25 protein-coding genes are annotated in these 25637 nt (G+C 71.6%); 16 read left to right on the top strand and 9 right to left on the bottom strand.

Features of this window, described 5'->3' with window-relative positions:
- The first annotated feature begins 7 nt into the window (after window positions 1-7).
- The 5 genes from ACIQ7M_RS10990 to ACIQ7M_RS10970 all read left to right on the top strand — a co-directional run bounded on the left by ACIQ7M_RS10990 (window position 8) and on the right by ACIQ7M_RS10970 (window position 5485).
- The gene (locus tag ACIQ7M_RS10990) at window positions 8-1291 is read left to right on the top strand and encodes an amidohydrolase family protein (RefSeq protein ID WP_403642330.1); all 1284 of its coding nucleotides are present in this window, start codon (window positions 8-10) and stop codon (window positions 1289-1291) included.
- A complete protein-coding gene (locus tag ACIQ7M_RS10985) occupies window positions 1288-2556 on the top strand; it encodes an amidohydrolase family protein (RefSeq protein ID WP_403642327.1) in 1269 nt (422 codons plus the stop codon). The genes ACIQ7M_RS10990 and ACIQ7M_RS10985 overlap by 4 nt, the downstream gene beginning before the upstream one ends.
- A gap of 262 nt (window positions 2557-2818) precedes the next feature.
- Complete coding sequence (locus ACIQ7M_RS10980; RefSeq protein ID WP_403642324.1) at window positions 2819-3733, top strand: sterol desaturase family protein; 915 nt, start codon at window positions 2819-2821, stop codon at window positions 3731-3733.
- Window positions 3730-4401: a lysoplasmalogenase gene (locus tag ACIQ7M_RS10975; protein ID WP_403642321.1), complete on the top strand. Its 672-nt coding sequence runs from the start codon at window positions 3730-3732 to the stop codon at window positions 4399-4401. The genes ACIQ7M_RS10980 and ACIQ7M_RS10975 overlap by 4 nt, the downstream gene beginning before the upstream one ends.
- A 40-nt stretch (window positions 4402-4441) precedes the next feature.
- Window positions 4442-5485, top strand: a complete 1044-nt coding sequence (locus ACIQ7M_RS10970) for a zinc-dependent alcohol dehydrogenase family protein (RefSeq protein ID WP_355771905.1) — start codon at window positions 4442-4444, stop codon at window positions 5483-5485.
- A gap of 51 nt (window positions 5486-5536) precedes the next feature.
- Here ACIQ7M_RS10970 and ACIQ7M_RS10965 read toward each other — a convergent pair whose 3' ends face one another.
- Window positions 5537-7102 carry a CoA transferase gene (locus ACIQ7M_RS10965; protein WP_403642317.1) on the bottom strand — a complete coding sequence of 522 codons (1566 nt, stop codon included), beginning with the start codon at window positions 7100-7102 and terminating at the stop codon, window positions 5537-5539.
- Between the two features lie 110 nt (window positions 7103-7212).
- The gene (locus tag ACIQ7M_RS10960) at window positions 7213-8739 is read right to left on the bottom strand and encodes a S8 family serine peptidase (protein ID WP_355771899.1); all 1527 of its coding nucleotides are present in this window, start codon (window positions 8737-8739) and stop codon (window positions 7213-7215) included.
- A 441-nt stretch (window positions 8740-9180) separates the two neighbouring features.
- On the opposite strand from ACIQ7M_RS10960, the gene ACIQ7M_RS10955 reads away from it, so the two are divergent.
- The 3 genes from ACIQ7M_RS10955 (at window position 9181) to moaA (ending at window position 12332) form a co-directional block, all read left to right on the top strand.
- Window positions 9181-9537 (top strand): DUF485 domain-containing protein, encoded by a 357-nt coding sequence (locus ACIQ7M_RS10955; RefSeq protein WP_355771896.1) that lies wholly within the window; start codon window positions 9181-9183, stop codon window positions 9535-9537.
- Window positions 9534-11171 (top strand): cation acetate symporter, encoded by a 1638-nt coding sequence (locus ACIQ7M_RS10950; RefSeq protein WP_403642312.1) that lies wholly within the window; start codon window positions 9534-9536, stop codon window positions 11169-11171. Before ACIQ7M_RS10955 ends, ACIQ7M_RS10950 begins: the two co-directional genes overlap by 4 nt.
- Window positions 11172-11342: 171 nt before the next feature.
- Window positions 11343-12332, top strand: a complete 990-nt coding sequence (gene moaA, locus ACIQ7M_RS10945; protein WP_403642309.1) for a GTP 3',8-cyclase MoaA — start codon at window positions 11343-11345, stop codon at window positions 12330-12332.
- 21 nt (window positions 12333-12353) lie between these two features.
- On the opposite strand, the gene ACIQ7M_RS10940 is transcribed toward moaA, so the two are convergent.
- Entirely contained in the window at window positions 12354-12620 is a 267-nt protein-coding gene (locus ACIQ7M_RS10940) for a hypothetical protein (RefSeq protein ID WP_355771887.1), read from the bottom strand.
- A gap of 337 nt (window positions 12621-12957) precedes the next feature.
- Complete coding sequence (locus ACIQ7M_RS10935; RefSeq protein WP_355771885.1) at window positions 12958-13347, bottom strand: DUF3099 domain-containing protein; 390 nt, start codon at window positions 13345-13347, stop codon at window positions 12958-12960.
- 240 nt (window positions 13348-13587) lie between these two features.
- On the opposite strand from ACIQ7M_RS10935, the gene ACIQ7M_RS10930 reads away from it, so the two are divergent.
- A complete protein-coding gene (locus ACIQ7M_RS10930; protein ID WP_151470443.1) occupies window positions 13588-13872 on the top strand; it encodes a GlsB/YeaQ/YmgE family stress response membrane protein in 285 nt (94 codons plus the stop codon).
- Between the two features lie 78 nt (window positions 13873-13950).
- Here the strand turns inward: ACIQ7M_RS10930 and tyrS are convergent, their stop codons facing one another.
- From tyrS to ACIQ7M_RS10915, 3 genes are read right to left on the bottom strand one after another with little or no spacing between them, the layout of a single operon-like run.
- On the bottom strand, window positions 13951-15219 hold the full coding sequence (gene tyrS, locus ACIQ7M_RS10925) for a tyrosine--tRNA ligase (RefSeq protein ID WP_403642304.1): 1269 nt from the start codon (window positions 15217-15219) through the stop codon (window positions 13951-13953).
- A 46-nt stretch (window positions 15220-15265) separates the two neighbouring features.
- Window positions 15266-16660 (bottom strand): metallopeptidase TldD-related protein, encoded by a 1395-nt coding sequence (locus tag ACIQ7M_RS10920; protein WP_403642301.1) that lies wholly within the window; start codon window positions 16658-16660, stop codon window positions 15266-15268.
- Window positions 16657-18180: a TldD/PmbA family protein gene (locus ACIQ7M_RS10915; protein WP_403642298.1), complete on the bottom strand. Its 1524-nt coding sequence runs from the start codon at window positions 18178-18180 to the stop codon at window positions 16657-16659. The genes ACIQ7M_RS10920 and ACIQ7M_RS10915 overlap by 4 nt, the downstream gene beginning before the upstream one ends.
- A 272-nt stretch (window positions 18181-18452) precedes the next feature.
- On the opposite strand from ACIQ7M_RS10915, the gene fabG reads away from it, so the two are divergent.
- From fabG to ACIQ7M_RS10900, 3 genes are all read left to right on the top strand, one after another.
- Window positions 18453-19157 (top strand): 3-oxoacyl-[acyl-carrier-protein] reductase, encoded by a 705-nt coding sequence (fabG, locus tag ACIQ7M_RS10910; RefSeq protein WP_355771290.1) that lies wholly within the window; start codon window positions 18453-18455, stop codon window positions 19155-19157.
- A 5-nt stretch (window positions 19158-19162) separates the two neighbouring features.
- Window positions 19163-19930, top strand: a complete 768-nt coding sequence (fabI, locus tag ACIQ7M_RS10905) for an enoyl-ACP reductase FabI (RefSeq protein WP_339128529.1) — start codon at window positions 19163-19165, stop codon at window positions 19928-19930.
- Between the two features lie 158 nt (window positions 19931-20088).
- The gene (locus ACIQ7M_RS10900; RefSeq protein ID WP_355771287.1) at window positions 20089-20475 is read left to right on the top strand and encodes a hypothetical protein; all 387 of its coding nucleotides are present in this window, start codon (window positions 20089-20091) and stop codon (window positions 20473-20475) included.
- Between the two features lie 31 nt (window positions 20476-20506).
- On the opposite strand, the gene ACIQ7M_RS10895 is transcribed toward ACIQ7M_RS10900, so the two are convergent.
- Window positions 20507-21193, bottom strand: coding sequence for a FadR/GntR family transcriptional regulator (locus tag ACIQ7M_RS10895; protein ID WP_355771284.1), 687 nt, complete (start codon window positions 21191-21193; stop codon window positions 20507-20509).
- A 112-nt stretch (window positions 21194-21305) separates the two neighbouring features.
- On the opposite strand from ACIQ7M_RS10895, the gene ACIQ7M_RS10890 reads away from it, so the two are divergent.
- From ACIQ7M_RS10890 to ACIQ7M_RS10875, 4 genes are all read left to right on the top strand, one after another.
- Window positions 21306-22694: a CynX/NimT family MFS transporter gene (locus ACIQ7M_RS10890; protein ID WP_403642293.1), complete on the top strand. Its 1389-nt coding sequence runs from the start codon at window positions 21306-21308 to the stop codon at window positions 22692-22694.
- A gap of 63 nt (window positions 22695-22757) precedes the next feature.
- Window positions 22758-22874 (top strand): SGM_5486 family transporter-associated protein, encoded by a 117-nt coding sequence (locus ACIQ7M_RS10885; protein WP_263974370.1) that lies wholly within the window; start codon window positions 22758-22760, stop codon window positions 22872-22874.
- 293 nt (window positions 22875-23167) lie between these two features.
- Window positions 23168-23383, top strand: a complete 216-nt coding sequence (locus ACIQ7M_RS10880) for a hypothetical protein (protein WP_355771277.1) — start codon at window positions 23168-23170, stop codon at window positions 23381-23383.
- Window positions 23384-23551: 168 nt separating this feature from the next.
- On the top strand, window positions 23552-24070 hold the full coding sequence (locus tag ACIQ7M_RS10875; RefSeq protein WP_355771275.1) for a histidine phosphatase family protein: 519 nt from the start codon (window positions 23552-23554) through the stop codon (window positions 24068-24070).
- Between the two features lie 72 nt (window positions 24071-24142).
- Here the strand turns inward: ACIQ7M_RS10875 and serB are convergent, their stop codons facing one another.
- On the bottom strand, window positions 24143-25360 hold the full coding sequence (serB, locus tag ACIQ7M_RS10870) for a phosphoserine phosphatase SerB (RefSeq protein WP_355771272.1): 1218 nt from the start codon (window positions 25358-25360) through the stop codon (window positions 24143-24145).
- Window positions 25361-25637 lie beyond the last annotated feature (277 nt).

The raw sequence follows: 25637 nt of genomic DNA, 5'->3' as shown, positions 1-25637 counted from the left end.
GGGCGCGGTGACCGAACAGGACCCGTATCTGATCATCTCCTCCGACTGCCACGCCGGGCTTCCCACCGAGGAGTACCGGCCCTATCTGGACTCCCGTTTCCACCGGGAGTTCGACGAGTTCCTCGCGGGCCAGGGCCGGCGCCGCGAGGAGATGAACCGCCTCGGCATCCGCAACGAGGCCTTCGCCGACAAGTGGTTCCAGGACAACGAGGAAGGCCTGCGCGGCGGTTGGGACACCGCGCAGCGGCTCAAGGAGCTCGACGGCGACGGGGTGGCGGCCGAGGTCGTCTTCCCGGACGCGGACGCCGTGGACAGCCGCACCGCGGCCCCGTTCGGCGTGGGCCTCGGCCTCTCCGGCGACCAGGACCCCGAACTCGGCATGGCGGGCGCCCGGGCCCACAACCGCTGGCTCGCCGACTTCGTCTCCGAGCACCCCGAACGGCACTGCGGGGTGGCCCTGTTGCCGGTCACGGGCGAGACCGGACGGGTCGTCGCCGAGGTGTACCGGGCCAAGGAGTCGGGCCTCGGCGCGCTGATGATCCCCTCCATGTGGGTCGACAAGGAGCCCTACCACGACCGCCGTTACGACCCCGTGTGGGCGGCGGCCGCCGAGTGTTCGATGCCCGTGCTCACCCACTCCGGCGCCGCGCCACGCCACGAGTACGGCGACCACCTCGGGATCTACGTCTCCGAGGTCACCTGGTGGCCCGCGCGCCCCCTGTGGTTCCTGCTCTGGTCGGGGGTCTTCGAGCGGCACCCGGGACTCCGCTTCGGCGTCGCCGAGTCGGGCTGCTGGTGGCTGCCCAACCTGCTGTGGTTCATGGACCGGCTGTATCTCGGCGCGCACGGCGGCAAGAAGCTGTCCCCCTTCGCGGAGCTGAAGCGGCCGCCGCACGAGTACCTGGACCGGCAGGTGTTCATCTGCGCGACCAACACCAAGCGCCGCGAACTCGCCCAGCGCTACGAGATCGGCGTCGACAACATCCTCTGGGGCAGCGACTTCCCGCACCCCGAGGGCACCTGGCCCGACACCCGGGCGTGGCTGGCGCGGACCTTCCACGACATCCCGGTCGCCGAGACCCGCCGCATGCTCGGCCTCGCTGCGGCGGAGGTGTTCGGCTTCGACGTCGGCGCGCTCGCCCCGTTGGCTCGGCGGATCGGGCCGACCCCGGCCGAACTGGGCCAGGACGCGGACCAGGCGGCGGTCGAGGCGTCCTGGGCGCGCTCGCGCGAGGTCGGCCGCCACTGGCTGACGGACCACGACTTCCCCGTACTGGGGGTGAACCCATGACCGCCGAGAACGCCGTGACCGCCGGGAGCCGCGCCGGTGGCGAGGACCGCTACACCGTCATCTCCGCCGACTGCCACGCGGGCGCCGATCTCCTCGACTACAAGCCGTATCTGGAGCGCCGGTACCACGACGACTTCGACGCCTGGGCCACCGACTACGTCAACCCGTACGAGGACCTGCTCGCCGAGACCGCCGACCGGAACTGGAACTCCGCGCGGCGGCTCGCGGAGCTGGAGGAGGACGGCATCGTCGCGGAGGTGGTGTTCCCGAACACCATCCCGCCGTTCTTCCCGTCGGCCTCCCTCATGGCACCGGCCCCGACGGCGGCGGAGTTCGAGGAGCGCTGGGCGGGGCTGCGGGCCCACAACCGCTGGCTCGCCGACTTCTGCGCGGCGGCACCCGGCCGGCGCGCGGGTGTCTTCCAGATCCTCCTGAACGACGTCGACGCGGCGGTCGAGGAGATCCACCGGTCGGCGGGCGCGGGCCTCAAGGGCGGGCTGCTGCTGCCCGGCACACCCCCCGGTTCGGGCCTGCCCGAGCTGTACTCACGGGCGTACGACCCGATCTGGGCGGCCTGCGCCGAGCTGGGCGTCCCGGTGAACCACCACGCGGGCTCCGCCTCGCCGCCGCTCGGGGACGAACCGGCGGCCCGCGCGGTCTTCATGGTGGAGACGACCTGGTTCTCGCACCGCGCCCTGTGGCACCTGGTGTTCGGCGGCGCGTTCCGCCGGCACCCCGGTCTGAGACTGGTGCTGACCGAGCAGGGCTCGGGCTGGATCCCCGGGGTGCTCGACATGCTGGACTACTACCACCGAAGGCTGGTCGCGGCGGCGGGCCGGGCGGCGACGGCCGAGTCGAAGTTCGGCGCGGGCCTGGCCGCGGCGATGGGTGAGCGCCCCTGGGAGGTCTGGCGCGCGAACTGCTTCGTCGGCGCCAGCTTCATGCGCCCCCACGAGGTGCCGCTGCGCCACCGCATCGGCCTCGACAAGATCATGTGGGGCAGCGACTACCCGCACGACGAAGGCACCCACCCCTACACCCGCGAGGGTCTGCGCGTCGCGTACGCGGGCCTGCCGCGCGAGGAGGTCGCCGCCATGGTCGGCGGCAACGCGGCCCGCGTCTACGGCTTCGACCTGGCGTATCTCGACGAGATCGCCGCCAAGGCGGGCCCGACGGTGGCCGAGATCGCCGAACCGCTGGACACCCCGCCCGCCGATGCGACGAGCCCGGTGTTCGCGAGAGGAGGCTCGGTGCGCGTGTGGTGAGCGCGGGGTCCGTGCGGGCGCGGCGAGCGCCCCGCCGGAGCCTTGCCGAAGCCGTGCCCGGTCGGGTGGGCGGGGGAGCGTGGGGCCGGCCGCGTGACGCCTCCGGCCGGTTCCGTGGTGGTTCCGGCCCGTCTCGTGACGGCTCGTGGCGACCGCGCGACGGTTCTTGGCGGAGGTCGCCGAGAAGTAAGCGCGTACCGCCGGTAATACTTGTTGGTAACAGCCTCTGTACGCGGCCGACCAGCGCATCTACGGTTCACCCATGCCGAACCTGCCGGATGTCGTGGTGTTGTCGATACCCGCCTTCATCCTCCTCGCCGTGATCGAGATGATCAGCGTCCGGATCCATCCGGACGAGGACGACGCGGGGTACGAGAAGAAGGACGCCGCGACGAGCCTCGGCATGGGACTGGGCAGTCTGTTCTTCGACTTCCTGTGGAAGTTCCCGATCGTCGCCGTCTACAGCGCGGTCTACGCGCTGACGCCGCTGCGGGTGCCCGTCCTGTGGTGGACGATCCCGCTGATGCTGCTCGCGCAGGACTTCTTCTACTACTGGTCCCACCGCGGCCACCACGTGATCCGCCTCCTGTGGGCCTGCCACGTCGTGCACCACTCCAGCAGGAAGTTCAACCTCACCACCGCCCTGCGCCAGCCCTGGACGGGCTTGACGTCGTGGCCCTTCTACCTCCCGATGATCGCCCTCGGGGTGCACCCGGCCGTGCTCGCCTTCTGCTCCTCGGTGAGCCTCGTCTACCAGTTCTGGATCCACACCGAGCGCATCGACAAGCTGCCCCGCTGGTTCGAGTTCGCCCTCAACACGCCCTCCCACCACCGCGTCCACCACGCCTCCCAGGGCGGCTACCTGGACCGCAACTTCGGCGGCATCCTCATCGTCTGGGACCGGCTCTTCGGATCGTTCGTCGCGGAGACGGAACGGCCCGTCTACGGACTCACCAAGAACATCACCACGTACAACCCGCTGCGCGTGGCCACCCACGAGTACACCGCCATCGCCCGCGACGTCCGGGCGGCGGCGACCTGGCGCGAGCGCGCCGGACGGCTCTTCGGCGGGCCCGGCTGGCAGCCCGCGCCGCCGGCCGCAGGACAGACCGCCGCGCAGGCCCCGGTGGCAGGACAGACCGCCGCTCAGGCCCCGATCGCGGAGACCGCCGCGTGAGCCCCCGCACCGCACGCGTCCTGCTCGTCTGCTTCGCGCTGACGGCGGCCGTCGACCTCCTCTCGCTGCTCGCCGGATTCGACCCCGGGCACCGGATCGCCAAGCCGCTCCTGATGCCGTTGCTCGCCGCCCACGCGGGCGTGCGCGGCGCACCCCGGCCGCTCCTGGCCGCCCTGCTCCTCGGCTGGTGCGGCGACCTGGCGCTCATGTCCGACGCCGACCCCGCCTTCCTCGTCGGCATGGCCTCCTTCGCGGCGGGGCACGTGTGCTATCTCGTGGTCTTCCGCCGGACGGCACGCGTACGGGACGCGCGGCTCGTCCTCGCGTACGCCACCGTTCTCGTCGCCCTCGTCGTCCTGCTGTGGCCCGGGCTGCCGGCCGGCCTGCGCGTCCCCGTCGCGGCCTACAGCCTGCTGCTGACCGCGATGGCGTACGGCGCCACGCGCCTCGGGCCCGTCGCGGCGCTCGGCGGCGCCCTCTTCATGCTCTCGGACACGCTGATCGCCACCGGCGTCGCCGACTGGCCGCAGCTTCCGAAGGCGGCCTTCTGGATCATGCTCACGTACATCGCGGCCCAGTTCCTGCTGGTCCGCGGCGTGCTCGACCCCCTCGGCGCGCGACGCGTGCCCGTGGCGGCGTACGGTGAGATGCGCTCAACCACCCCCTGAGCGCATCTCACCCACGCTTCAGACGAGAAGGATCCTCGCCATGCGCGCCACCACCATCCACGCCCCGTTCGACATGCGTGTGGAGGAGGTGCCCGAGCCCATGGTGCAGCTCCCCACCGACGCGATCGTGCGGGTGCTGCGCTCCTGCATCTGCGGCAGCGACCTGTGGGCGTACCGCGGCGAGGCGGCCCGGCAGCCGGGCCAGCGGATCGGGCACGAGTTCCTCGGCATCGTCGAGGAGACGGGCTCCGCGGTGGCCGGCGTGCGGCGCGGCGACCTGGTCGTGGCGCCCTTCATGTGGTCCGACGGCGTCTGCGACTACTGCCGTGACGGGCTCACCACCTCGTGCGTGCACGGCGGGTTCTGGGGCTCGGTCGGCTACGACGGCGGCCAGGGCGAGGCCGTACGCGTCCCCTTCGCCGACGGCACCCTCGTACAGCTGCCCAAGGAGGCGGCCTCCGACGATCACCTGCTGTCCGCGCTGCTGACGCTCTCCGACGTCCTCGGCACCGGTCACCACGCGGCCCTCGGCGCCGGTGTCGTCAAGGGCTCGACCGTCGCCGTCGTGGGTGACGGGGCCGTCGGCCTGTGCGCCGTCCTGGCCGCCAAGCGGCTCGGCGCCGACCGGATCATCGCGCTCGGCCGCCACCAGGTCCGCACCGACATCGCGCGCCGCTTCGGCGCCACGGACGTCGTCGCCGAGCGCGGCGAGGCGGCCATCGAGGCCGTCCGCGAGCTGACCGGTGGCCAGGGCGCGCACTGCGTCGTCGAGGCGGTCGGCACCGAGCAGTCCATGAGCACGGCCGTGAACATCACCCGCGACGGCGGCGCGATCGGCTTCGTCGGGGTGCCCCACGGCAGCGGTACGGGCCTCGACCTGGGCGTCATGTTCGACCGGAACATCGCCCTGCGCGGCGGGGTCGCCCCGGTGCGCGCGTACATCCCCGAGCTGCTGCCCGACGTCCTGGACGGCACCATCGACCCGTCGCCGGTCTTCGACATGACCGTCGGCCTGGACGGCGTGCCCGAGGGCTACAAGGCGATGGACGAGCGCACCGCGCTGAAGGTCCTCGTCACCTCCTGACCCGGCGGAGCACGGGCGCCGGGCGGGCATCGCGCCCGGCGCCGCGGTCCCTCAGCTCCAGCGGGCCGGGTCCGTCCCCCAGCGGCCCGGAGGGCGTGACCAGTCGGCGGGGCCGCCCGCGAAGGTGACCGGGGGCAGGGCGTGGGCGAGCAGGCCGACGGGGGCGACCCGCTCCGACAGCCAGGCGTCGGGACGGTCGTACGGTTCCCCCGCGGAGGGGTCCGGCACCGCGCCGGACGCCGAAGAGCCCGGCACCGCGCCGGACACCGAGGAGCCCGGCACCGCGCCGGACGTCGAGAAGCCCGGCACCGCGCCGGACGTCGAGGAGCCGGGCACCGTGCCGGGTTCCTCCTCCCGTCCGATCCCGTCCGTCAGCCACATCGCCGTGCGGGCCAGCGCCAGCCGTACGACGGCGCCGTGGCCCCGCTCCTCCCGCTCGGTCAGCGCCCGCAGGACCGCCGCCGCCAGCAGATACCCGGTGCCGTGGTCGAGGGCCTGCGCCGGCAGCGCGCCCGGCCGCTCGGGCGATCCCTCCGCCACCGCGATCCCGGTGGCCACCTGCACCAGGCTGTCGAAGCCCCGCCGTCCGCCCCAGGGCGCGTACGCCCCCCACGCCGACACCTGAGCCACCACCAGGCCCGGACGGCGCTCGGCCAGCGCCCCGGGCGAGAGCCCGAAGCGGTCCAGGGCGCCGGGCCGGTACCCGGTGACGACCACGTCCGCCGACGCCAGCAACTCGTCGAAGGCACGGCGGTCGGCCGCCAGGTCCAGCAGCGTCGAGCGCTTGCCGAAGCCGGTGTCGGCGTGGGCGTCCGGGTCCTCCGGCAGCTGCGGCGCGTCGATGCGCAGCACGTCGGCGCCCAGCAGGGCCAGGGTGCGGGTGGCGACCGGGCCCGCGATGACCCGGGTCAGATCCAGGACCCGCACCCCGGCGGCGGGCAGCAGCACCCCACCCCCGGACAACGGCCCGAGCCCCCGTCCGCGCCGGGCACCCGGTCGGTCCTCCCCGGCGGACGCGGAGGAGTCCACCGGTGCGCCCCGCCCGGCGGACCCGCCCCACTCGATCAACGGGCGCTCCGCCAGCGCGAGGCCCTGGGCGTGGACCGCCCACTCCTTCGACGTGCGCAGGGCGACGGCGAGGCCGCCGGCGGCGTACACCGTCTCCTCGATCTCGCGCGCGGAGCGCCCGGCGAGCAGGGCGGCCACGTCCTCGGGGCCCGCGTCGTCCGCCGCGCCCAGCGCGTGCAGCAGCCGGGCCCGGTGATGCGGATAGTTGGCGTGCGTCCGCACCCAGCCGTCCGCGGTCCGCCAGAACCGCGACAGCGGCGCGAAGTTCAGCGGCGCGCGCCCGTCGATCCGCAGATGCCGCTCGCTGACGAAGGCGGTGGCGACCGCGCCGTCGTCCACGCTCACCCGCGGAACCCGCGCGAGCCCGGCACGCCGGGCCCCCAGCTCGGCGGCCGCGAGCGCGCAGGCGCCCACGCAGGCGCGCGCCAACGCGCGTACGGGCAGGGCGGCTTCCAGCGCCCCGGCCCGCGCCACGGTCGAAACCCCGGGGAGCAGCGCCGGGTCTCCGCCCAGCTCCTCCCACACAGCGGCCATCGGTGTATGCGTCATACCGGCACTATGCGGTGTGGACGCGATCAATACGGGAGGCGGCCCCGACCGCGCGTGGCCCCGGCGGCCCCACAGGGCGGCGGCCGAGGCCACGGGGGTTACGGCAGGCGCTACTTGACCGCCCGCAGGGCGTTGACGATGCCGGATCCGTAGAAGCCGTTCACGTGCTTGCCGCCCACGCAGGTCGCGTCGACGACACCGTCACCGTTGCCGTCGTACGGCTCGGCCGGGCAACCCGGGTTGTCCGCCTCGGCCTTGAGGAGGAGCTGGAGCTGAGCGGGCGACGCCCACGGGTACTCGGACTTCAGGAGCGCGGCCACACCGGCGACGTGCGGGGTCGCCATCGAGGTGCCCTGGAGGAAGCCGTACGTGTTGTTCGGCAGCGTGGAGAGGATGCGGCCGTTCCCCGAGGGCGTGTCCGGGATCTGGTAGCGGTCGCCGCCGGGCGCCGCGACGTCGATGACACCCTTCCCATAGCTGGAGAAGTACGACTTGGCGCCCTTGACGCCGGTCGAGGAGACCGTGACGACGCCGGGCAACTGGGTCGGGATGTCATAGCACTTGTGCGGGTCGACCGTCCGCGTGGTGGCGGTCGAGTCGTCGGGGCTGGACGCGTCGGTGAGCGCGTTCGAGTCGAGGTCGTCGTTGGAGTTGCCCGCCGCGGCGACGTTCAGCGTGCCCTTGTGCTGGGCGTAGAGCTGGGCGCGGTTGACGGCGTCGACGATGGCCTTCTGGTCGGGGTCGTCGACGCAGTTGTACAGCCACGGGTCCACGTAGTAGCTGTTGTTGGTGATCTCGACACCGTGGTCGGCGGCGAACACGAAGGCGCACACGACGCTCTCCGGGTAGAAGAGCTGGGTGGAGTCGGGCTCGGCGACGGTGATGCCGGAGACCTTCACACCCGGCGCGACCCCCGCGACACCGACGCCGTTGCGGGCCGCCGCGATCTCTCCCGCGACATGCGTGCCGTGGTAGTGGTCGGCGTCCACCGGGCGCCAGGAGCCGTACGTCGTGTCCGGCTTGCCGCCCACACAGTTCGCGGACTGCGAGGCGGAGAAGTTCGGCGCGATGTCGGGGTGGGTGTCGTCGACGCCGACGTCGATCACCGCGACGGTCACCTTCTTGCTGCCCGGGTTGATCGTGGCCGCCTTGTCGGCGCCTATCGCGCGCAGGTCCCACTGGTCGGCCTCGAGAGGCTCCTGGCCCGCGTCGGCGGCCTTCGCGACCTTGGCGGCCTCGGCGGCGGACAGCACCTGCGCCGCGCCCTCGTCCGTCGTGCCCGCGGCCTTCAGCGGCGAGGTGCGGGTGGCACCGGCCGACTGCACTCCGCGCACCGTCCGGATCCGCGTGCCGAAGTCCGGGTTCGCGGAGTGGACGACGATCACGCCGATCTGCTCGTACGCGATCACGACACTGCCGCCGGCCGCCGCGATCGCCTTCTTCACCGATGCGATCGTCCGGTGGTCCGTCGTCGTGTTGACCACGTACGAGAGGTTCGGCCCGTCCGCGGTCGTCACGGCGGGCGTGCTGAGAGGTGTGGCCGTCGCGACGCCCGGCAGGAAGCCGAGCGAGGCGGTGAGCGACAGAACGACCGGCACGGCGAGGGCGAGACGGTGTCTGGAACGCAGATGAGCCATGGGATCTCCACATCATCCGGAAAACGGAGCTGCCCGAACACGGATGGTGCTCGGGCAGGTACATGACGGAATGGTGCAGGCCGAAGCTATCCTCCCGCCGACCGGCCCAGCAATGACTTGCGGCGACGACTTCAGAAAGAGGACGGGGGAGCGCGGCGACGACTCCCGGGAGAAGCCGAGGGTGTGCGGCCGTGATTTCCGAAAGAAGCCCGGTGAGTTGAACCGGTCCACGCGTGGCGCCGTGACCTTGGGCAGGGAGCCCGTGGACGATCGAGCCCCCGGCTTTGATCACGGAACGGACGCGATCGACAGCGCTCCGTCACGTGACGCTCGTCGATGTGAGGTCGAAGTCCCATGTCCGTACCCGAACCGTCCCCGTCCACGGGCCCCGGCCTGCCCCCGTCCACCGGCGTAACCGCACCCGCAACGCGAGGAGACACCGTGGCCACCGACGCACCACCACCCGCGAGGACCGGAGCAGAGCTCCCGTCCACAGAACAGTTCGTCGAGATGCAGGAGAGCGCCGAATTCGGTGAACTGCGCAGCTCGCACCGCTCCTTCGCCTTCCCGCTGACCGTCGGATTCATCCTCTGGTACCTGCTGTACGTCCTGCTCTCGAACTACGCGGGCGACTTCATGGGCACCAAGCTGTTCGGCAACGTCAACGTCGCCCTGGTGCTCGGCCTCGCCCAGTTCCTCACCACCTTCCTCATCGCCTGGTGGTACTCGCGGCACGCGGCCACTCAACTCGACCCCAAGGCCGACGCCATCAAGTCCCGGATGGAGGGCGGCGCATGAGCCCCGTACAGACCACCGCGCACACGACCGTGCTGGCCGCGGGCGAGGCGAGCCAGCACCGCCCGCTGATCATCACCCTGTTCGCGGTGTTCGTCGCCGCGACCCTCGTCATCACCGTCTGGGCCGGCCGCCAGACCAAGGACGCCGCCGACTTCTACGCGGGCGGACGCCAGTTCACCGGATTCCAGAACGGACTCGCCGTCTCCGGCGACTACATGTCCGCCGCGTCCTTCCTCGGCATCGCCGGCGCGATCGCCCTCTTCGGCTACGACGGCTTCCTCTACTCCATCGGCTTCCTGGTCGCCTGGCTCGTCGCCCTGCTCCTGGTCGCCGAACCCCTGCGCAACTCCGGCCGCTACACGATGGGCGACGTCCTCGCCTACCGCATGCGCCAGCGCCCGGTCCGTACCGCCGCAGGCACGTCCACCATCGTCGTGTCGATCTTCTACCTGCTGGCCCAGATGGCGGGCGCGGGCGTCCTGGTCTCCCTGCTCCTCGGCATCACCAGCGACGGCGGCAAGATCGGCATCGTCGCGCTCGTCGGCGTCCTGATGATCGTGTACGTCACCATCGGCGGCATGAAGGGCACCACCTGGGTGCAGATGGTCAAGGCGGTCCTGCTCATCGCGGGCGCCGTCCTGCTCACCTTCCTGGTCCTGCTGAAGTTCCACTTCAACATCTCCGACCTGCTCGGCAAGGCGGCCGAGAACAGCGGCAAGGGCTCGCCGTTCCTGGAACCCGGGCTCAAGTACGGCGCGACCTCCACCACCAAGCTGGACTTCATCTCGCTGGGCATGGCACTGGTCCTCGGCACCGCGGGCCTGCCGCACATCCTGATCCGTTTCTACACCGTGCCCACCGCCAAGACCGCGCGGAAGTCGGTCAACTGGGCGATCGGCCTCATCGGCGCCTTCTACCTGATGACCCTCGCCCTCGGCTTCGGCGCCGCCGCGCTGATCAAGCCGGACGAGATCATCGCCTCCAACAAGGCGGGCAACACGGCGGCACCCCTGCTCGCCCTCCATCTCGGCGGCGTGGACTCCAACTGGGGCGCGATCCTGCTCGCCACCATCTCCGCCGTCGCCTTCGCCACGATCCTCGCGGTCGTCGCGGGACTGACGCTCGCCTCGTCCTCCTCCTTCGCGCACGACATCTACGCGAACGTGATCAAGAAGGGTCAGGCGTCGGAGAAACAGGAGATGAAGGCCGCCCGGTACGCGACCGTCGGCATCGGCGCCGTGTCCATCCTGCTGGGCGCCCTCGCCCGCGACCTCAACGTCGCCGGCCTGGTGGCCCTCGCCTTCGCGGTCGCCGCCTCCGCCAACCTGCCGACGATCCTCTACAGCCTGTTCTGGAAGAGGTTCACCACCCCGGGCGCCCTCTGGTCGATCTACGGCGGCCTGGTCACGGCGGTCGGCCTGGTGCTGTTCTCCCCGGTCGTCTCGGGCAAGCCCACCTCGATGTTCCCGGACGTCGACTTCCACTGGTTCCCGCTGGAGAACCCGGGCCTCATCTCCATCCCGGTCGGCTTCCTGCTGGGCTGGCTGGGCACCCTCCTCTCCAAGGAGGAGCCGGACGCCGGCAAGTACGCCGAGCTGGAGGTCCGCGCCCTGACCGGCACCGGAGCGCACTAGCCACGGCATCGCGCGGGCCCGTCGCAGGACCACCGGTGGATCACCACTGGTAGATCCCTACGACGGGCCCGCGCCGCGTCTCGTGCGATCGGGCCCGCTGTCCCCGCCCGCCCGGTCACGTAGGCTCAGAGGTATCCGGAGAAAGAGATCGCAACGAGGGAGGGGGCCCACGTGCTCATCGACACCTACGGCCGGGTCGCCACCGACCTGCGTGTCTCACTGACGGACAAGTGCAACCTCCGCTGCACCTACTGCATGCCTGAGGAAGGCCTGCAGTGGCTCGCCAAGCCCGACCTCCTCACCGACGACGAGATCGTCCGCCTGATAGAGATCGCGGTCACCCGCCTCGGCATCGAAGAGGTCCGCTTCACCGGCGGCGAACCCCTGCTGCGCCCCGGACTGCCCGGCATCGTCGAACGGGTCGCGGCCCTCGCCCCCCGCCCGCGGATGTCCCTCACGACCAACGGCATCGGCCTCAAGCGCACCGCGAGCGCCCTGAAGGCCGCCGGCCTGGACCGGGTCAACGTCTCGCTGGACACCCTGCGGCCCGACGTCTTCAAGACCCTCACCCGCCGCGACCGCCACCAGGACGTCATCGACGGCCTCGAAGCCGCCCACACCGCCGGACTGACCCCCGTCAAGATCAACTCGGTGCTGATGCCGGGCCTGAACGCCGACGAAGCCCCGGACCTGCTGGCCTGGTCCATGGAGCACGCCTACGAGCTCCGCTTCATCGAGCAGATGCCCCTGGACGCCCAGCACGGCTGGAAGCGCGACGGCATGGTCACCGCCGCCGACATCCTCGCCTCGCTGCGCACCCGCTTCCGGCTCACCGAGGAAGACGCCGGCGAGCGGGGTTCCGCACCCGCCGAGCGCTGGATCGTCGACGGCGGCCCGCACCGCGTCGGGGTGATCGCCTCGGTCACCCGCCCGTTCTGCGCGGCCTGCGACCGCACCCGCCTCACCGCCGACGGCCAGGTGCGCACCTGCCTGTTCGCCACGGAGGAGACCGACCTGCGCGGAGCGCTGCGCTCGGGCGCGCCCGACGAGGAGATCGCCCGCGTCTGGCGCGTGGCGATGTGGGGCAAGAAGGCGGGAGCGGGTCTGGACGACCCGTCGTTCGTGCAGCCCGACCGCCCGATGTCGGCGATCGGCGGCTGACAGGCCCCGGGGCGGACGGCCCTACGGCGTGTCCTGGTCCTCCCCGCGCTCCGCGGGCCGGGAGGCCTCCCACTCGGCGAGGGGCACGACGTCCTTCAGGAACCCGCGCATCCCGAGGAACGACGACAGGTGCTCGCGGTGCTCCTCGCACGCGAGCCAGGTCTTGCGGCGCTCGGGCGTGTGCAGCTTCGGGTTGTTCCAGGCGAGCACCCACACGGCGTCCGCGCGGCAGGCCTTGGCCGAGCAGACGGGGGAGACGGGACCGGAGCCGGGAGCGTTCGAAATCACCCTGCCGACCCTAGCCGAGGCCGAGCGACACGCGTTCCGCGCGGTGGGCGGACCCTTCGCGGGCCGGGCTCCGAGGCTCCGAAAAGGCGACGCCGAGCAGCCACGGGGGGAGCTGCCCGGCGTCGGTCTGTCGCTCCGACGGGGGATGCGGAGCGCGTACGAAGTATGTCACGGGTAGCCCGCCGCCCGGCACTGGAACAACATGATTGATCTGAGCTTTTCTTGAGCTTGCCGGTGTGCGGATATTCCGTTTTCGGGGAATGCGCGGACGTCCGTCCGGAGCCGAACCGGCTTTGTCCCAGGGCGAGTTCGCCCTCCTTCCGGCTCCGGCCGGTTCTCAGGCCGGGTCGCGCGGCTCGGCACCCGAGCGCGCCTCGGGACCGGTCGCGGCGTCCTCGGCGGAGGGCTCGTCGGTGCCGTCCCGCCGGGGCGCGGTGATCATCGGACGCGACGGAGCGGTGACGAAGGTGGAGGGGAGCGAGGGCGCGTTCTCGCGTCCGGCGTTCGCGATGACCACCGCGACGTACGGGAGGAGGATTCCGAGGACCAGAGCGACCAGAGCGACGGGCCGTTCGACGTTCCACAGGGTGGCCGCCAGGATCACCGACACGGTACGGACGGACATCGAGATCACGTAGCGGCGCTGCCGGCCGCGCACGTCGTCGTCCAGGCTCTGTCTGGCTCCCGTGATCCGGAAGACCTGGACGTTGCTCTGCTTCCTGATCACACTCCACCACCCGCCTGTTCGGACACTCCCGGCCCGTACCCGGCACGAACCCGTCGAGGGAGCGGGCCCGGACGGCTTCCACGTTACGCCGCGTCTGCGCCACCTTCGAGACCGGGGGCACGCCGCGTCCGGGGAGAGCGGGTGCGCCGTAGCGCGTACGGCCGAGCCCGACATGCGACGTATGGCGGGCGGCCCGAGACTGGCCGTACGGCTCACCCGGAGCGGTACGAGGAGGCGGACATGGGCTGGCTATGGGCGATCATCGTCGGATTCGTGCTGGGCCTGATCGCCAAGTTGATCATCCCGGGGAAGCAGCACAGCCCGCTCTGGCTGACCACCATCTTCGGCATGCTCGGCGCCATCGTGGGCAACGCCCTCGCGCGCGCCTTCGGCGTCGAGGCGACGTCCGGCATCGACTGGACCCGTCACCTGTTCCAGCTGATCGCCGCGATCGTCATCGTGGCGCTGGGCGACATGGCGTACATGGCCCTGTGGGGGAACAAAAAGGCGCAGCAGCGGGCGTGACCCCGTCCGGACGGACGAAAGGCGCGGGCCGCCTCCCGATCCGGGAAGCGGCCCGCGCCCTCGCTGTCGTCGGAACGCTCAGCCGCCCGTGACCTCCACCGCGGCCAGGCTCTTCTTGCCCCGGCGCAGCACCAGCCAGCGCCCGTGCAGCAGGTCCTCCTTGGCCGGGACCGCGTCCTCGGCGCCGACCTTCACGTTGTTCACGTACGCCCCGCCCTCCTTGACCGTGCGGCGCGCGGCCGACTTGCTGGCCACCAGGCCGACCTCGGCGAACAGGTCCACGACCAGGCCCGCCTCGGCGACCTGGATGTGCGGCACCTCGGACAGGGCCGCGGCGAGCGTGCGCTCGTCCAGGTCGGTCAGCTCGCCCTGCCCGAAGAGGGCCTTGGACGCGGCGATCACGGCGGCCGTCTGGTCGGCGCCGTGCACCAGCGTCGTCAGCTCCTCGGCCAGCGCGCGCTGGGCGGCACGGGCCTGCGGACGCTCCTCCGTCTGCTTCTCCAGCTCCGTCAGCTCCTCGGGGGACCTGAAGGACAGGATGCGCAGGTACGTCGAGACGTCCCGGTCGTCCACGTTCAGCCAGAACTGGTAGAACGCGTACGGCGTCGTCATCTCGGGGTCGAGCCAGACGGCGCCGCCCTCGGTCTTGCCGAACTTGGTGCCGTCCGCCTTGACCATCAGCGGGGTCGCCAGCGCGTGCACATGGGCCGCCGGCTCCAGGCGGTGGATCAGGTCCAGGCCCGCCGTGAGGTTGCCCCACTGGTCGCTGCCGCCCTGCTGAAGGGTGCAGCCGTACCGGCGGTACAGCTCCAGGAAGTCCATGCCCTGGAGGAGCTGGTAGCTGAACTCCGTGTAGCTGATGCCTTCCTCGGACTCCAGGCGGCGGGCCACGGAGTCCTTGGTGAGCATCTTGTTGACGCGGAAGTGCTTGCCGATGTCCCGCAGGAACTCGATGGCCGAGAGCCCGGCCGTCCAGTCCAGGTTGTTCACCATGACCGCGGGGTTCTCGCCCTCGAAGGACAGGAACGGCTCGATCTGCGAACGCAGCCGGGTCACCCAGTTCGCGACCGTCTCCGGGTCGTTCAGGGTGCGCTCGGCCGTCGGGCGGGGGTCGCCGATCTGGCCCGTGGCCCCGCCCACGAGGGCGAGCGGCCGCAGCCCGGCCCGCTGCAGCCGGCGCATCGTGAGCACCTGGACCAGGTGACCGACGTGGAGGCTGGGCGCGGTCGGGTCGAAGCCGCAATAGAACGTGACGGGACCGTCCGCGAGCGCCTTGCGCAAAGCATCTTCGTCGGTGGACAGGGAGAACAGGCCCCGCCACTTCAGCTCGTCGACGATGTCCGTCACGGTTCTCGTATCTCCTCGGGTGGTCTCGTGAATATCAGGTACGAGGTTATACGCCCTGGCTGACAGAACTCATATTGAAATCCGGTACCCGCAGGGCGGGCATCGCGGCCCGGGTGAACCAGTCGCTCCACTCACGGGGCAGCGTCTTCTCCGTCCGCCCCGCCTCCGTGGCCCGTCCCAGCAGGCCCACCGGCGACTCGTTGAACCGGAAGTTGTTCACCTCGCCCACGACCTCGCCGTCCTCGACGAGGTAGACGCCGTCGCGGGTGAGCCCGGTCAGCAGCAGCGTCGCCGGGTCGACCTCGCGGATGTACCAGAGGCAGGTCAGCAGCAGACCGCGCCCGGTCGCGGCGACCATCTCCTCCAGGGAGCGGTCCTCGCCGCCGTCGAGGACGAGGTTCCCGATCGTCGGCGTCACCGGCAGCCCGGTCAGGCCGGCGCTGTGCCGGGTGGTGGACAGATGCCGCAGCTCGCCCTCCCGGATCCAGTCGGTGGCCTTCAGCGGCAGCCCGTTGTCGAACACGGAGGCGTCGTCGCCCGAGGAGTGCGCGAGGACGAAGGGGGCGGACTCCAGACCGGGCTCGTTCGGGTCGCTGCGCAGCGACAGCGGCAGTTCGGTCAGCCGCTCACCGATGCGGGTGCCGCCCCCGGGCTTGCTGAAGACGGTCCGGCCCTCGGCGGCGTCCCGGGCCGCGGCCGACCACATCTGGTAGATCAGCAGGTCCGCGACCGCGGTCGGCGGCAGCAGGGTCTCGTACCGCCCGGCCGGCAGCTCGACGCGCCGCTCGGCCCAGCCGAGCCGTACCGCCAGCTCCGCGTCCATCGCGGCCGGGTCGACGTCCTTGAAGTCCCGCGTCGAGCGTCCCGCCCAGGCCGAACGCGTACGGTCCGGGGACTTGGCGTTGACCTCCAGCGTGCCGTTCGGCTGGTCGTGCCGCAGCCGCAGCCCCGTCGAGGTACCCAGGTAGCTGGTGACCAGCTCGTGGTTGGCGAAGCCGTACAGCTCACGGCCGCCCGCACGCGCGCGGGCGAACGCCTCGCCGAGCGCCGGCGCGAAGTCGGCGAAGACGGTGGAGGACGTCTCGGCGGGCGCGTCCGTGAAGTCGGGGGACTCCGGCACGCCCGTCACCAGCGGCCGGCCGTCCTCGGCGGGACCGGCGCCGCGCGCCGCCGCCTCGGCCGCCCGCACCAGGGGCTCCAGCTCGTCGGCGGTCACGGCCGAGCGCGAGACGACACCGGACGAGGTGCCCTCGCGGCCGTCGACGGTGGCGATCACCGTGAGCGTGCGCCCGCGGGTGACCCCGTTCGTGGTGAGCGTGTTGCCCGCCCAGCGGAGATTGGCGGTGGACTGCTCGTCGGCGATCACCACACAGCCGTCGGCCCGGGACAGTTCGAGGGCACGCTCGACGACTTCGTGCGGCTTGCTCGTACGGGCGCTCATCGACCGGCCTCCTGCGTGGTGTTGAGGATGTTGACACCCTTGAAGAGGGCGGAAGGGCAGCCGTGCGACACCGCGGCGACCTGGCCCGGCTGGGCCTTGCCGCAGTTGAAGGCACCGCCGAGGACGTACGTCTGGGGGCCGCCGACGGCCGCCATCGAACCCCAGAAGTCGGTGGTCGTCGCCTGGTACGCGACATCACGGAGCTGGCCCGTGATCCGGCCGTTCTCGATCCTGAAGAAGCGCTGGCCGGTGAACTGGAAGTTGTAGCGCTGCATGTCGATGGACCAGGACCGGTCGCCGACGACGTAGATGCCCCGGTCGACACCCCCGATCAGGTCCTCGGTGGACAGCCCGCCGGGGTCCGGCCGCAACGACACGTTGGCCATCCGCTGCACGGGCACATGCCGGGGCGAATCGGCGTACGCGCAGCCGTTGGAGCGCTCGAAGCCGGTCAGGTCCGCGATCCGCCGGTCGAGCTGGTAGCCGACGAGCGTGCCCTCCTTCACCAGGTCCCAGGACTGGCCCTCGACGCCCTCGTCGTCGTACCCGATGGTCGCGAGGCCGTGCTCGGCGGTGCGGTCACCCGTCACGTTCATCAGGTCGGAGCCGTACCTGAGCTTGCCGAGCTGGTCGAAGGTGGCGAAGGAGGTCCCGGCGTACGCCGCCTCGTAGCCGAGCGCGCGGTCCAGCTCGGTGGCGTGCCCGATGGACTCGTGGATGGTCAGCCACAGGTTGGACGGGTCCACGACGAGGTCGTACACCCCCGCCTCCACGCTCGGCGCCCGCATCTTCTCCGCGAGCAGTCCCGGAATCCGCTCCAGCTCGCCCTCCCAGTCCCAGCCGGTGCCCAGCAGGTACTCCCAGCCGCGCCCGACGGGCGGCGCGATCGTCCGCATCGAGTCGAACTCGCCGCTGGAGTCGTCGACGGCCACCGCGGTGAGCTGCGGATGCAGCCGCACCCGCTGCTGCGTGGTCACCGTCCCGGCGGTGTCCGCGTAGAACTTGTTCTCGTGCACGGTCAGCAGGGACGCGTCGACGTGGTTGACACCGTCGGCCGCCAGCAGCCGCGCGCTCCAGTCGGCCAGCAGCCCCGCCTTCTCCTCGTCCGGCACCGAGAAGGGATCGATCTCGTACGACGAGACCCACGTCTTCTCGGCGTGCACCGGCTCCCGGGCCAGCTCCACCCGCTCGTCCGACCCCGCCGCCTTGATCACCTGCGCCGACAGCTTCGCCATCGCCACGGCCTGCGAGGCGACCTTCGCGGCCGCGTCCATCGTCAGGTCCACACCCGACGCGAACCCCCAGGTCCCGCCGTGCACGACCCGTACCGCGTACCCCAGGTCCGTGGTGTCCGACGATCCGGCCGGCTTGGCGTCGCGCAGCCGCCAGGACGCGCTGCGCACCCGCTCGAACCGGAAGTCCGCGTGGTCGGCGCCCAGCGCCCGCGCCCGCGCGAGCGCGGCGTCGGCGAGTGCGCGCAGCGGTAGCGCCGTGAAGGCTTCGTCGATGGAATGAGGCACCGAGGTTCTCCCTGCTGTCGTGGCCCGTCGGGTCCGATCATGTCGCGCGGGCGGCCCCGGCGGCCACGCCTTTGCCGTGACCGGGCGCGTCTTTCGGCCGCGAGGCGTCCGTCTTACGGCCGTACCGCCCCGGCTTTCTGTAGAGACCCGACAGCAGTCACCCGAACCCACTGTCGGTGCCCGATTCCCTGGGAAGCCTGGCGGACCGATAGGTTTTCGAGGAAGGCGCCTGTATTGCAGGGGTTTCAGTCCGCTAACGAAAGGGTGATCCGTTGAGCCGCTCGGTTCTCGTCACCGGAGGCAACCGGGGCATCGGCCTCGCCATCGCCCGAGCATTCGCCGACGCCGGCGACAAGGTCGCGATCACGTACCGGTCCGGTGAGCCGCCGGCCGGCTTCTTGGCGGTCAAGTGCGACATCACCGACACCGAGCAGGTGGAGCAGGCCTACAAGGAGATCGAGGCCGAGCACGGCCCGGTCGAGGTCCTGATCGCCAACGCCGGCGTCACCAAGGACCAGTTGCTGATGCGCATGTCCGAGGAGGACTTCACCTCGGTCGTCGACACGAACCTCACCGGCACCTTCCGCGTCGTCAAGCGCGCCAACCGGGGCATGCTGCGCGCCAAGAAGGGCCGCGTCGTGCTGGTCTCCTCGGTCGTCGGGCTGCTCGGCTCGGCGGGACAGTCGAACTACGCCGCGTCCAAGGCCGCCCTTGTCGGCTTCGCGCGCTCGCTCGCCCGCGAGCTCGGCTCGCGCAACATCACCTTCAACGTCGTCGCGCCCGGCTTCGTCGACACCGACATGACCAAGGTGCTGACCGACGAACAGCGCGCCGGCATCGTGTCGCAGGTGCCGCTCGGCCGTTACGCGCAGCCGGAGGAGATCGCCGCGACGGTGCGGTTCCTCGCCTCGGACGACGCCTCATACATCACTGGAGCCGTCATCCCTGTTGACGGCGGACTGGGAATGGGTCACTGATCACCATGAGCGGAATTCTTGAGGGCAAGCGCGTCCTGATCACCGGTGTGCTGATGGAGTCCTCCATCGCCTTCCACACCGCGAAGCTGGCCCAGGAGCAGGGTGCGGAGATCATCCTGACCGCGTTCCCGCGGCCCACGCTGACCGAGCGCATCGCCAGGAAGCTGCCGAAGCCCACCAAGGTCATCGAGCTGGACGTCACCAACGAGGAGCACCTCGGGCGTCTCGCCGACGTCGTCGGCGAGGAGCTGGGCGGCCTCGACGGCGTCGTGCACTCCATCGGCTTCGCGCCGCAGGACGCCCTCGGCGGCAACTTCCTGAACACGCCGTTCGAGTCGGTCGCCACGGCCATGCACGTCTCGGCGTTCTCCCTGAAGTCGCTGACGATGGCCTGCCTGCCGCTGATGCAGAACGGCGGCTCCGTCGTCGGCCTCACCTTCGACGCGCAGTACGCGTGGCCGCAGTACGACTGGATGGGCCCGGCCAAGGCCGCCCTGGAGGCCACCAGCCGTTACATGGCCCGCGACCTGGGCAAGCAGAACATCCGCTGCAACCTCATCTCCGCCGGCCCCATCGGCTCCATGGCCGCCAAGTCCATCCCGGGCTTCGGCGAGCTGGCCTCCGTGTGGGACACCCGCGCCCCGCTGGAGTGGGACCTGAAGGACCCGGAGCCGGCCGGCAAGGGCGTCGTCGCCCTCCTGAGCGACTGGTTCCCGAAGACCACGGGCGAGATCATCCACGTGGACGGCGGCCTGCACGCCATCGGCGCGTAAACGCTTACGCGCGGTACCGGCGCCCCGTTTCCCGCAGCGCGCGGGGAGCGGGGCGTCCCCCGTTCGGCCCAGTCGGCCGGGCGGCCGGGACCCCCTGACCGGCACCCTGGGAGGACGCACCGCCCGCCCCGTAGCCGTTCGGCCGAGGAGGTCCCCTTGTGCGCCTGTCCCGCCGCTTTGCTCCGGTGTTCGCCGCTGTCGCTGTCGTCCTGGCCGTCCCTCACGACGCGATGTCCTTCCCGCACGCGGAGAGGGTGAACGAAGGGTCCCGGCCGGCCGCCGCGGGCGAGGAGGCGCGGAAGCCCGCCGTGCCCCAGCCGTTCGGCGCCGAGTGCCGGACCACCGTCACCGGTTCCCAGGTCGTCGCGTACTGCCACAACCCCTATGTGGGCACCGACCACGTCGCTCTGCACGTCGAGTGCGCCCGCTGGTGGGACATCGACACCGACGGCACCCCGGTCGAGGTCGGACCGGCGATGACCGTCCGGCTGACCGGCCGCTGCTGGAAGGAGATCCGCGCGGTCTGGATCACGCACGAGAAGTGACGCCCCGGGCCACCGGGCCCGGCGCCCGTGCCTACTCCGTGCCGGCCGGCGGGCCCGGTCGGCACTGGAAGGGATAGCTCGCGGCCTCCGCGGCGGCCGCCTCCGCGTCGCCCGCCCGGATCGCGTCGACGAGCAGGGCATGGTCCATGTACGACTCCGGCGTCAGCTCCTTGCCGACGTCCACGCGCAGCCAGTCGCGCAGCACCTCGCCCAGATCCGCGTACATCGCCGTCATGACGTCGTTGTGGGACGCGGCCACCACCGCCAGGTGGAAGGTCGCGTCGGCGGCCACGAAGGACTCCGCGTCGCCCGACTCCCAGGCCTCCTCACGACGTACGAGGAGTGCCTCCAACTGCTTGAGATCGCGTTCCGTGCGCCGTTCGGCGGCCAGCCGGGCGGCGCTCGACTCCAGCGTGGACCGCAGTTCGGCGATGTGCCGCGGGTCGGCGTCCGCGAACCGGCGGTGCATCACGCCCGCGAGCTCGCTGGTCGCCACCACGTAGGTGCCCGATCCCTGCCGGATGTCCAGCAGCCCGTTGTGGGCGAGCGCCCGGACCGCCTCGCGCACGGTGTTGCGGGCGACGCCGAGCTGGTCGACGAGCTCCGGCTCGGTGGGGATACGGGAGCCCACCGGCCACTCGCCCGAGGTGATCTGGTTCCGCAGCTCGGCGATGACCTGCTCGGACAGGGCCGAACGGCGGGGATGGCTCAGCGGCATGGCGGTCCTTCGTACGGGCCCGGGTGTGATCGTTCGCGCGGGGCCGGAGGTTCCGGAGATTAACGCAGCGCGATTGGACACCCAATCATCCCATGATTCTATGATGGGCCTCATGGTCCCCGAGGAAACCCGTACGCCGACGCGTCCCCCCGCGATACGCCGCCCCGTCCGGAGCACGGCAGCCGCGAAACCCCACCCGCGCGCGTGGACGACACGGCTCGTGGTCGCCGGCATCGTCCTCGCCGCCCTCAACCTGCGCCCGGCCATCACCAGCCTCGGCGCCCTCCTCGAAGAGGTGCGCGGGGGCCTCGGCATGAGCGGCAGCGTCGCCGGACTCCTCACCTCCGTGCCGCCCCTGTGCTTCGCCCTCTTCGGCGTGACCGCACCGCGGCTCGCCCGCCGCTTCGGGGCCGCCGCCGTCGTCTGCGCGGGCATGGTCGCCATCACCACGGGCCTGGCCGTGCGGCCGTACATCGGGGGAACGGCCGGCTTCCTGGCCGCCAGCGCCCTCGCGCTCATGGGCATCGCCGTCAGCAACGTCCTGATGCCGGTGATCGTCAAGCGCTGGTTCCCCGACAGGGTCGGCTCCATGACGGGCCTGTACTCGATGGCCCTCGCCCTCGGCACGTCCGCCGCCGCGGCGGCGACCGTCCCCATGACCGACGCCCTCGGGGGCGACTGGCGCTCCGGCCTCGTGGTGTGGGCGGGCCTCGCGGCGGCTGCGGTGCTGCCGTGGATCCTGCTGGTACGAGCCCGGGGCACGGCTCCCGACACCGGTGACGGCGCGCCTGCCGCGTCCGCGGACCTCGCCGCCGGCACTGGCACCAGCGGCACTGACACCGCGACCGCGTCCCGCGCCGGCGTCACGAAGCCTCCTACGGCTGCCGCCGCCGTCGCCCGCCCGGAGCCCGGCGGGCTGCGCATCACCCGCAGTCGCACCGCCTGGGCCCTGGCCGTCTTCTTCGGTCTCCAGGCCACGGCCGCCTACATCACGATGGGCTGGATGGCGCAGATCTTCCGCGACGCGGGCGTCGCCGCGAGCACCTCCGGGCTGCTCCTCGCCGTCACGATGGTGATGGGCGTGCCCCTGGCCTTCGTCATCCCGCGCCTCGCCACCCGCCTGCCCCGGCAGGGGCCCATCGTGGTCGCCCTGGGCCTCTGCGGACTCGCCGGATACGCGGGCCTCTACCTGGCCCCGGCACAGGGTGCCTGGGCCTGGGCCCTGCTGCTCGGCATCTCCAACTGCGCCTTCCCCCTGGCCCTGACCATGGTCGGCATGCGCGCCCGGACCGGCGCCGGTGTCGCGCAACTGTCGGCGTTCGCCCAGAGCACGGGATACCTGATCTCGATCCCGGGCCCGCTGCTCGTGGGCGTGCTCTACCAGCACAGCGGCGGCTGGGGCCTGCCGATCGCGCTGATGGCCGGGCTGATGATCCCGCAGATCGGGGTCGGCATCCTGGCGGGCCGCGACCGCACCGTGGAGGACGAGGCGGCCGGCTGACCCCGGCTGCCGGAAACGGGCCCCGGCGACGGCGCGACGTACCAGGAGTGCGAGACTGACCGCATGCCTGTGCTCGACCCGAACCCCCAGAACGGCCAGAAGAAGCTGCTGCTCGTGCTCGGCGCGATGCTGGCCATCACGGTGATCATCGGCATCATCGCGTCCATCGCCTCCCCGTGACCGGCGGAGCCCCGAGCCCGGTGCCCTCGTCCCGATCACCGAGACCGGCGACCTGGCACTGACCGCCGTCGCACCGGTGCCCTGACACCCCGCACACCCCTCGGGCCCGTCCCGTCGGCGACGCCGGGGCCGACCGCCGGCCCGGAGGTGGGGATAACCCCCCATCCCCTAGGGGGTGAGTGTCAGGGTCAAGTGGGTGGATCACCGGATGGGCCGAGAGCGGCGTATTCCGTAGCTTCGAATCGTGACCGCGAACCGCGGCCAGGGACCACTCGAAGACTCACGGAGGCGGCATGTCGGCCCCTACGCACACCCGGCCCCACCCGGCGACCACGGGCCGCGTCGACATCCGCCTGCCCTGGTGGGCCCTCGCCCTGCCCACGCTCTCCTTCGTGGTCCTGCTGATCATGATCCTGAACCCGGCGGACGCGCACGCGGCGACCGGCGACCCGGCGATCACCCACCTGTTCGAGCGCGTCCAGCAAGCGGTCCTGCACAACGCCTCCTGAGCGGCGTACCGAGGGCCCGCCGCCGCACACCCGCGAGCCCCGGCCCCACCGCACCGCGCCCCCTCCACGGGGATGCCATCACCCCTGACGGGGCACGGCTTCACCCTCGCCGGGGGACCACATCAACTCCTTGAGCCCCATGGCATGTTTCGTGCGAAGCTGGGACGCATGAGCGTCGCAGAACCCCGCAGGATCGTCCTCTTCCGGCATGCGAAAGCCGACTGGCCGCAGGTGTCCGACCATGAGCGGCCGCTCGCCGACCGGGGCCGCATGGACGCCGCCATCGCCGGACGCAGGCTGGCCGACAGCGGCATCCCCCTGGACCTGGCCCTGTGCTCCACCGCGATTCGCACCCGCGAGACATGGAAGCACGCCGTCCTGGAGCTCCCGCACCGGCCGAAAACGGTCTACGAGGAGCGGATCTACGAAGCCTCGCCCGGTGAGCTGATCGCCGTGATCAACGAAACCCCGGACGACGCCCGGAGCGCGATCCTGATCGGCCACAATCCCGGCATGCACGGCCTCACCGAGATCCTGGCGGGCCGGGCGGAGGGTGACAGCCGCGCCCGGATGAACGCCCAGGGCTTCCACACCGCGGCGTTCGCGGTCCTCACCTTCGACGGCCCCTGGAAGTCCCTCGAACCCGGATCGGCGGCCCTGACCGACTACTGGGCCCCGACGGAGTGACCCCGCCCCGACAACCCACGAGGGCCCGGCACCGTCACGGTGCCGGGCCCTCGTCCGTCCGAGGACCGTCGCTCAGTGAGCCAAGTCGTCCTCGTGCATGTCGGCGGCCTCGACCTCTTCACGGGTGACGCCCAGCAGATAGAGGACCGTGTCGAGGAACGGGAAGTTCACCGCGGTGTGCGCGGCCTGCCGTACGACCGGCTTCGCGTTGAACGCGACCCCGAGACCGGCGGCGTTGAGCATGTCCAGGTCGTTGGCGCCGTCGCCGATCGCCACGGTCTGGGCCAGCGGGATCTCGGCCTCGGCGGCGAAGCGGCGCAGCAGCCGCGCCTTGCCGGCCCGGTCCACGATCTCGCCGGTGACCCGGCCGGTCAGCTTTCCGTCGACGATCTCCAGCGTGTTGGCCTGGGCGAAGTCGAGCCCGAGCCGCTCCTTCAGGTCGTCGGTGACCTGAGTGAACCCGCCGGAGACGACACCGACTTGGAAGCCGAGCCGCTTCAGCGTGCGGATCAGGGTGCGCGCGCCCGGCGTCAGCCGCACCTCCTCGCGCACCTTCTGCACCACCGACGCGTCCAGCCCCTCGAGGAGCGCCACGCGCGCGTGCAGGGACTGCTCGAAGTCCAGCTCACCGCGCATCGCGGCCGCCGTGACCTCGGCGACCTCGGCCTCGCACCCGGCATGCGCGGCGAAGAGCTCGATCACCTCGTCCTGGATGAGCGTGGAGTCCACGTCCATCACGACGAGACGCTGGGCCCGCCGGTGCAGGCCCGCGGCCACGACCGCGATGTCGACACCGAGTGCCGACGCCTCGGTCACCAGCGCGGTGCGCAGTTCCTCGGTCTCCGTGCCGGACACCGCGAACTCGACCGCGGTCACCGGGTACTTGGCCAGCCGGAAGATACGGTCGATGTTGCCGCCGGTCTTCGTGATCCGTGCGGCGATGGCGGCCGTCGACTCCGCGGTGAGCGGGTGTCCGAGCACCGTGACCAGCGAACGTCCCAGACCGCGCGGGCGGTTGTCGCCGAGGCCGGAGATGATCTCCGCCTGCATCTTCATCGACTCCGCCCAGCTGTGGACGGTCGACCGAAGATCGCCTTCGAGGCCTCCGGGCGGCTCGGTCACGAGCGCGCACAGCACGATCCGGCCCCGGGTGACGACCTGCTCGATGTCGACCACGTCGACGGAGTAGGCGGCGAGGGTGTCGAAGAGTCCGGCGGTGATGCCCGGCCGGTCCTTGCCGAAGATCTTGACAAGAAGAGTGGGCACATCAGGGGTATGTGAAGCGCTCATGGTATTTCCCACCGTATCCGGCACCCAGTGCCGCCCGCCCGCCCGGTCCGCCTAGCGGACACGGAACACTGGGTGACACCCCGGCGTCCCCCGAGTGACGAACACCCACCCGCCACCCCGAGACGCCCCCTCACCCCCGCCACCGGTCCCCGCCCCGCCGCACCACCAAGCCTCTTTCGCCCCCTCCGCCCCTACCCTCCCCCAAGGTCTCGGCTTCGCTCGACCAGGGGGGACCCCCATGACCCTGGGGCTCCGCCCCGGACCCCGCTCCTCATTC

Source organism: Streptomyces sp. NPDC096324 (assembly GCF_044763015.1).
GTDB lineage: Bacteria > Actinomycetota > Actinomycetes > Streptomycetales > Streptomycetaceae > Streptomyces.
This window is presented reverse-complemented; position numbering and strand designations above follow the sequence as displayed.

What these genes read in the sequence shown, in the direction of transcription:
- fabI (WP_339128529.1), top strand. Translation starts at nt 19,163, where the DNA reads ATGAGCGGAATTCTTGAGGGCAAGCGCGTCCTGATCACCGGTGTGCTG.
- ACIQ7M_RS10965 (WP_403642317.1), bottom strand. Translation starts at nt 7,102, where the DNA reads ATGACGCATACACCGATGGCCGCTGTGTGGGAGGAGCTGGGCGGAGAC.
- ACIQ7M_RS10875 (WP_355771275.1), top strand. Translation starts at nt 23,552, where the DNA reads ATGAGCGTCGCAGAACCCCGCAGGATCGTCCTCTTCCGGCATGCGAAA.
- ACIQ7M_RS10950 (WP_403642312.1), top strand. Translation starts at nt 9,534, where the DNA reads ATGAGCCCCGTACAGACCACCGCGCACACGACCGTGCTGGCCGCGGGC.
- ACIQ7M_RS10985 (WP_403642327.1), top strand. Translation starts at nt 1,288, where the DNA reads ATGACCGCCGAGAACGCCGTGACCGCCGGGAGCCGCGCCGGTGGCGAG.
- ACIQ7M_RS10960 (WP_355771899.1), bottom strand. Translation starts at nt 8,739, where the DNA reads ATGGCTCATCTGCGTTCCAGACACCGTCTCGCCCTCGCCGTGCCGGTC.
- ACIQ7M_RS10930 (WP_151470443.1), top strand. Translation starts at nt 13,588, where the DNA reads ATGGGCTGGCTATGGGCGATCATCGTCGGATTCGTGCTGGGCCTGATC.
- ACIQ7M_RS10920 (WP_403642301.1), bottom strand. Translation starts at nt 16,660, where the DNA reads ATGAGCGCCCGTACGAGCAAGCCGCACGAAGTCGTCGAGCGTGCCCTC.
- serB (WP_355771272.1), bottom strand. Translation starts at nt 25,360, where the DNA reads ATGAGCGCTTCACATACCCCTGATGTGCCCACTCTTCTTGTCAAGATC.
- ACIQ7M_RS10880 (WP_355771277.1), top strand. Translation starts at nt 23,168, where the DNA reads ATGTCGGCCCCTACGCACACCCGGCCCCACCCGGCGACCACGGGCCGC.
- ACIQ7M_RS10980 (WP_403642324.1), top strand. Translation starts at nt 2,819, where the DNA reads ATGCCGAACCTGCCGGATGTCGTGGTGTTGTCGATACCCGCCTTCATC.
- ACIQ7M_RS10890 (WP_403642293.1), top strand. Translation starts at nt 21,306, where the DNA reads ATGGTCCCCGAGGAAACCCGTACGCCGACGCGTCCCCCCGCGATACGC.
- ACIQ7M_RS10895 (WP_355771284.1), bottom strand. Translation starts at nt 21,193, where the DNA reads ATGCCGCTGAGCCATCCCCGCCGTTCGGCCCTGTCCGAGCAGGTCATC.
- ACIQ7M_RS10970 (WP_355771905.1), top strand. Translation starts at nt 4,442, where the DNA reads ATGCGCGCCACCACCATCCACGCCCCGTTCGACATGCGTGTGGAGGAG.
- ACIQ7M_RS10885 (WP_263974370.1), top strand. Translation starts at nt 22,758, where the DNA reads ATGCCTGTGCTCGACCCGAACCCCCAGAACGGCCAGAAGAAGCTGCTG.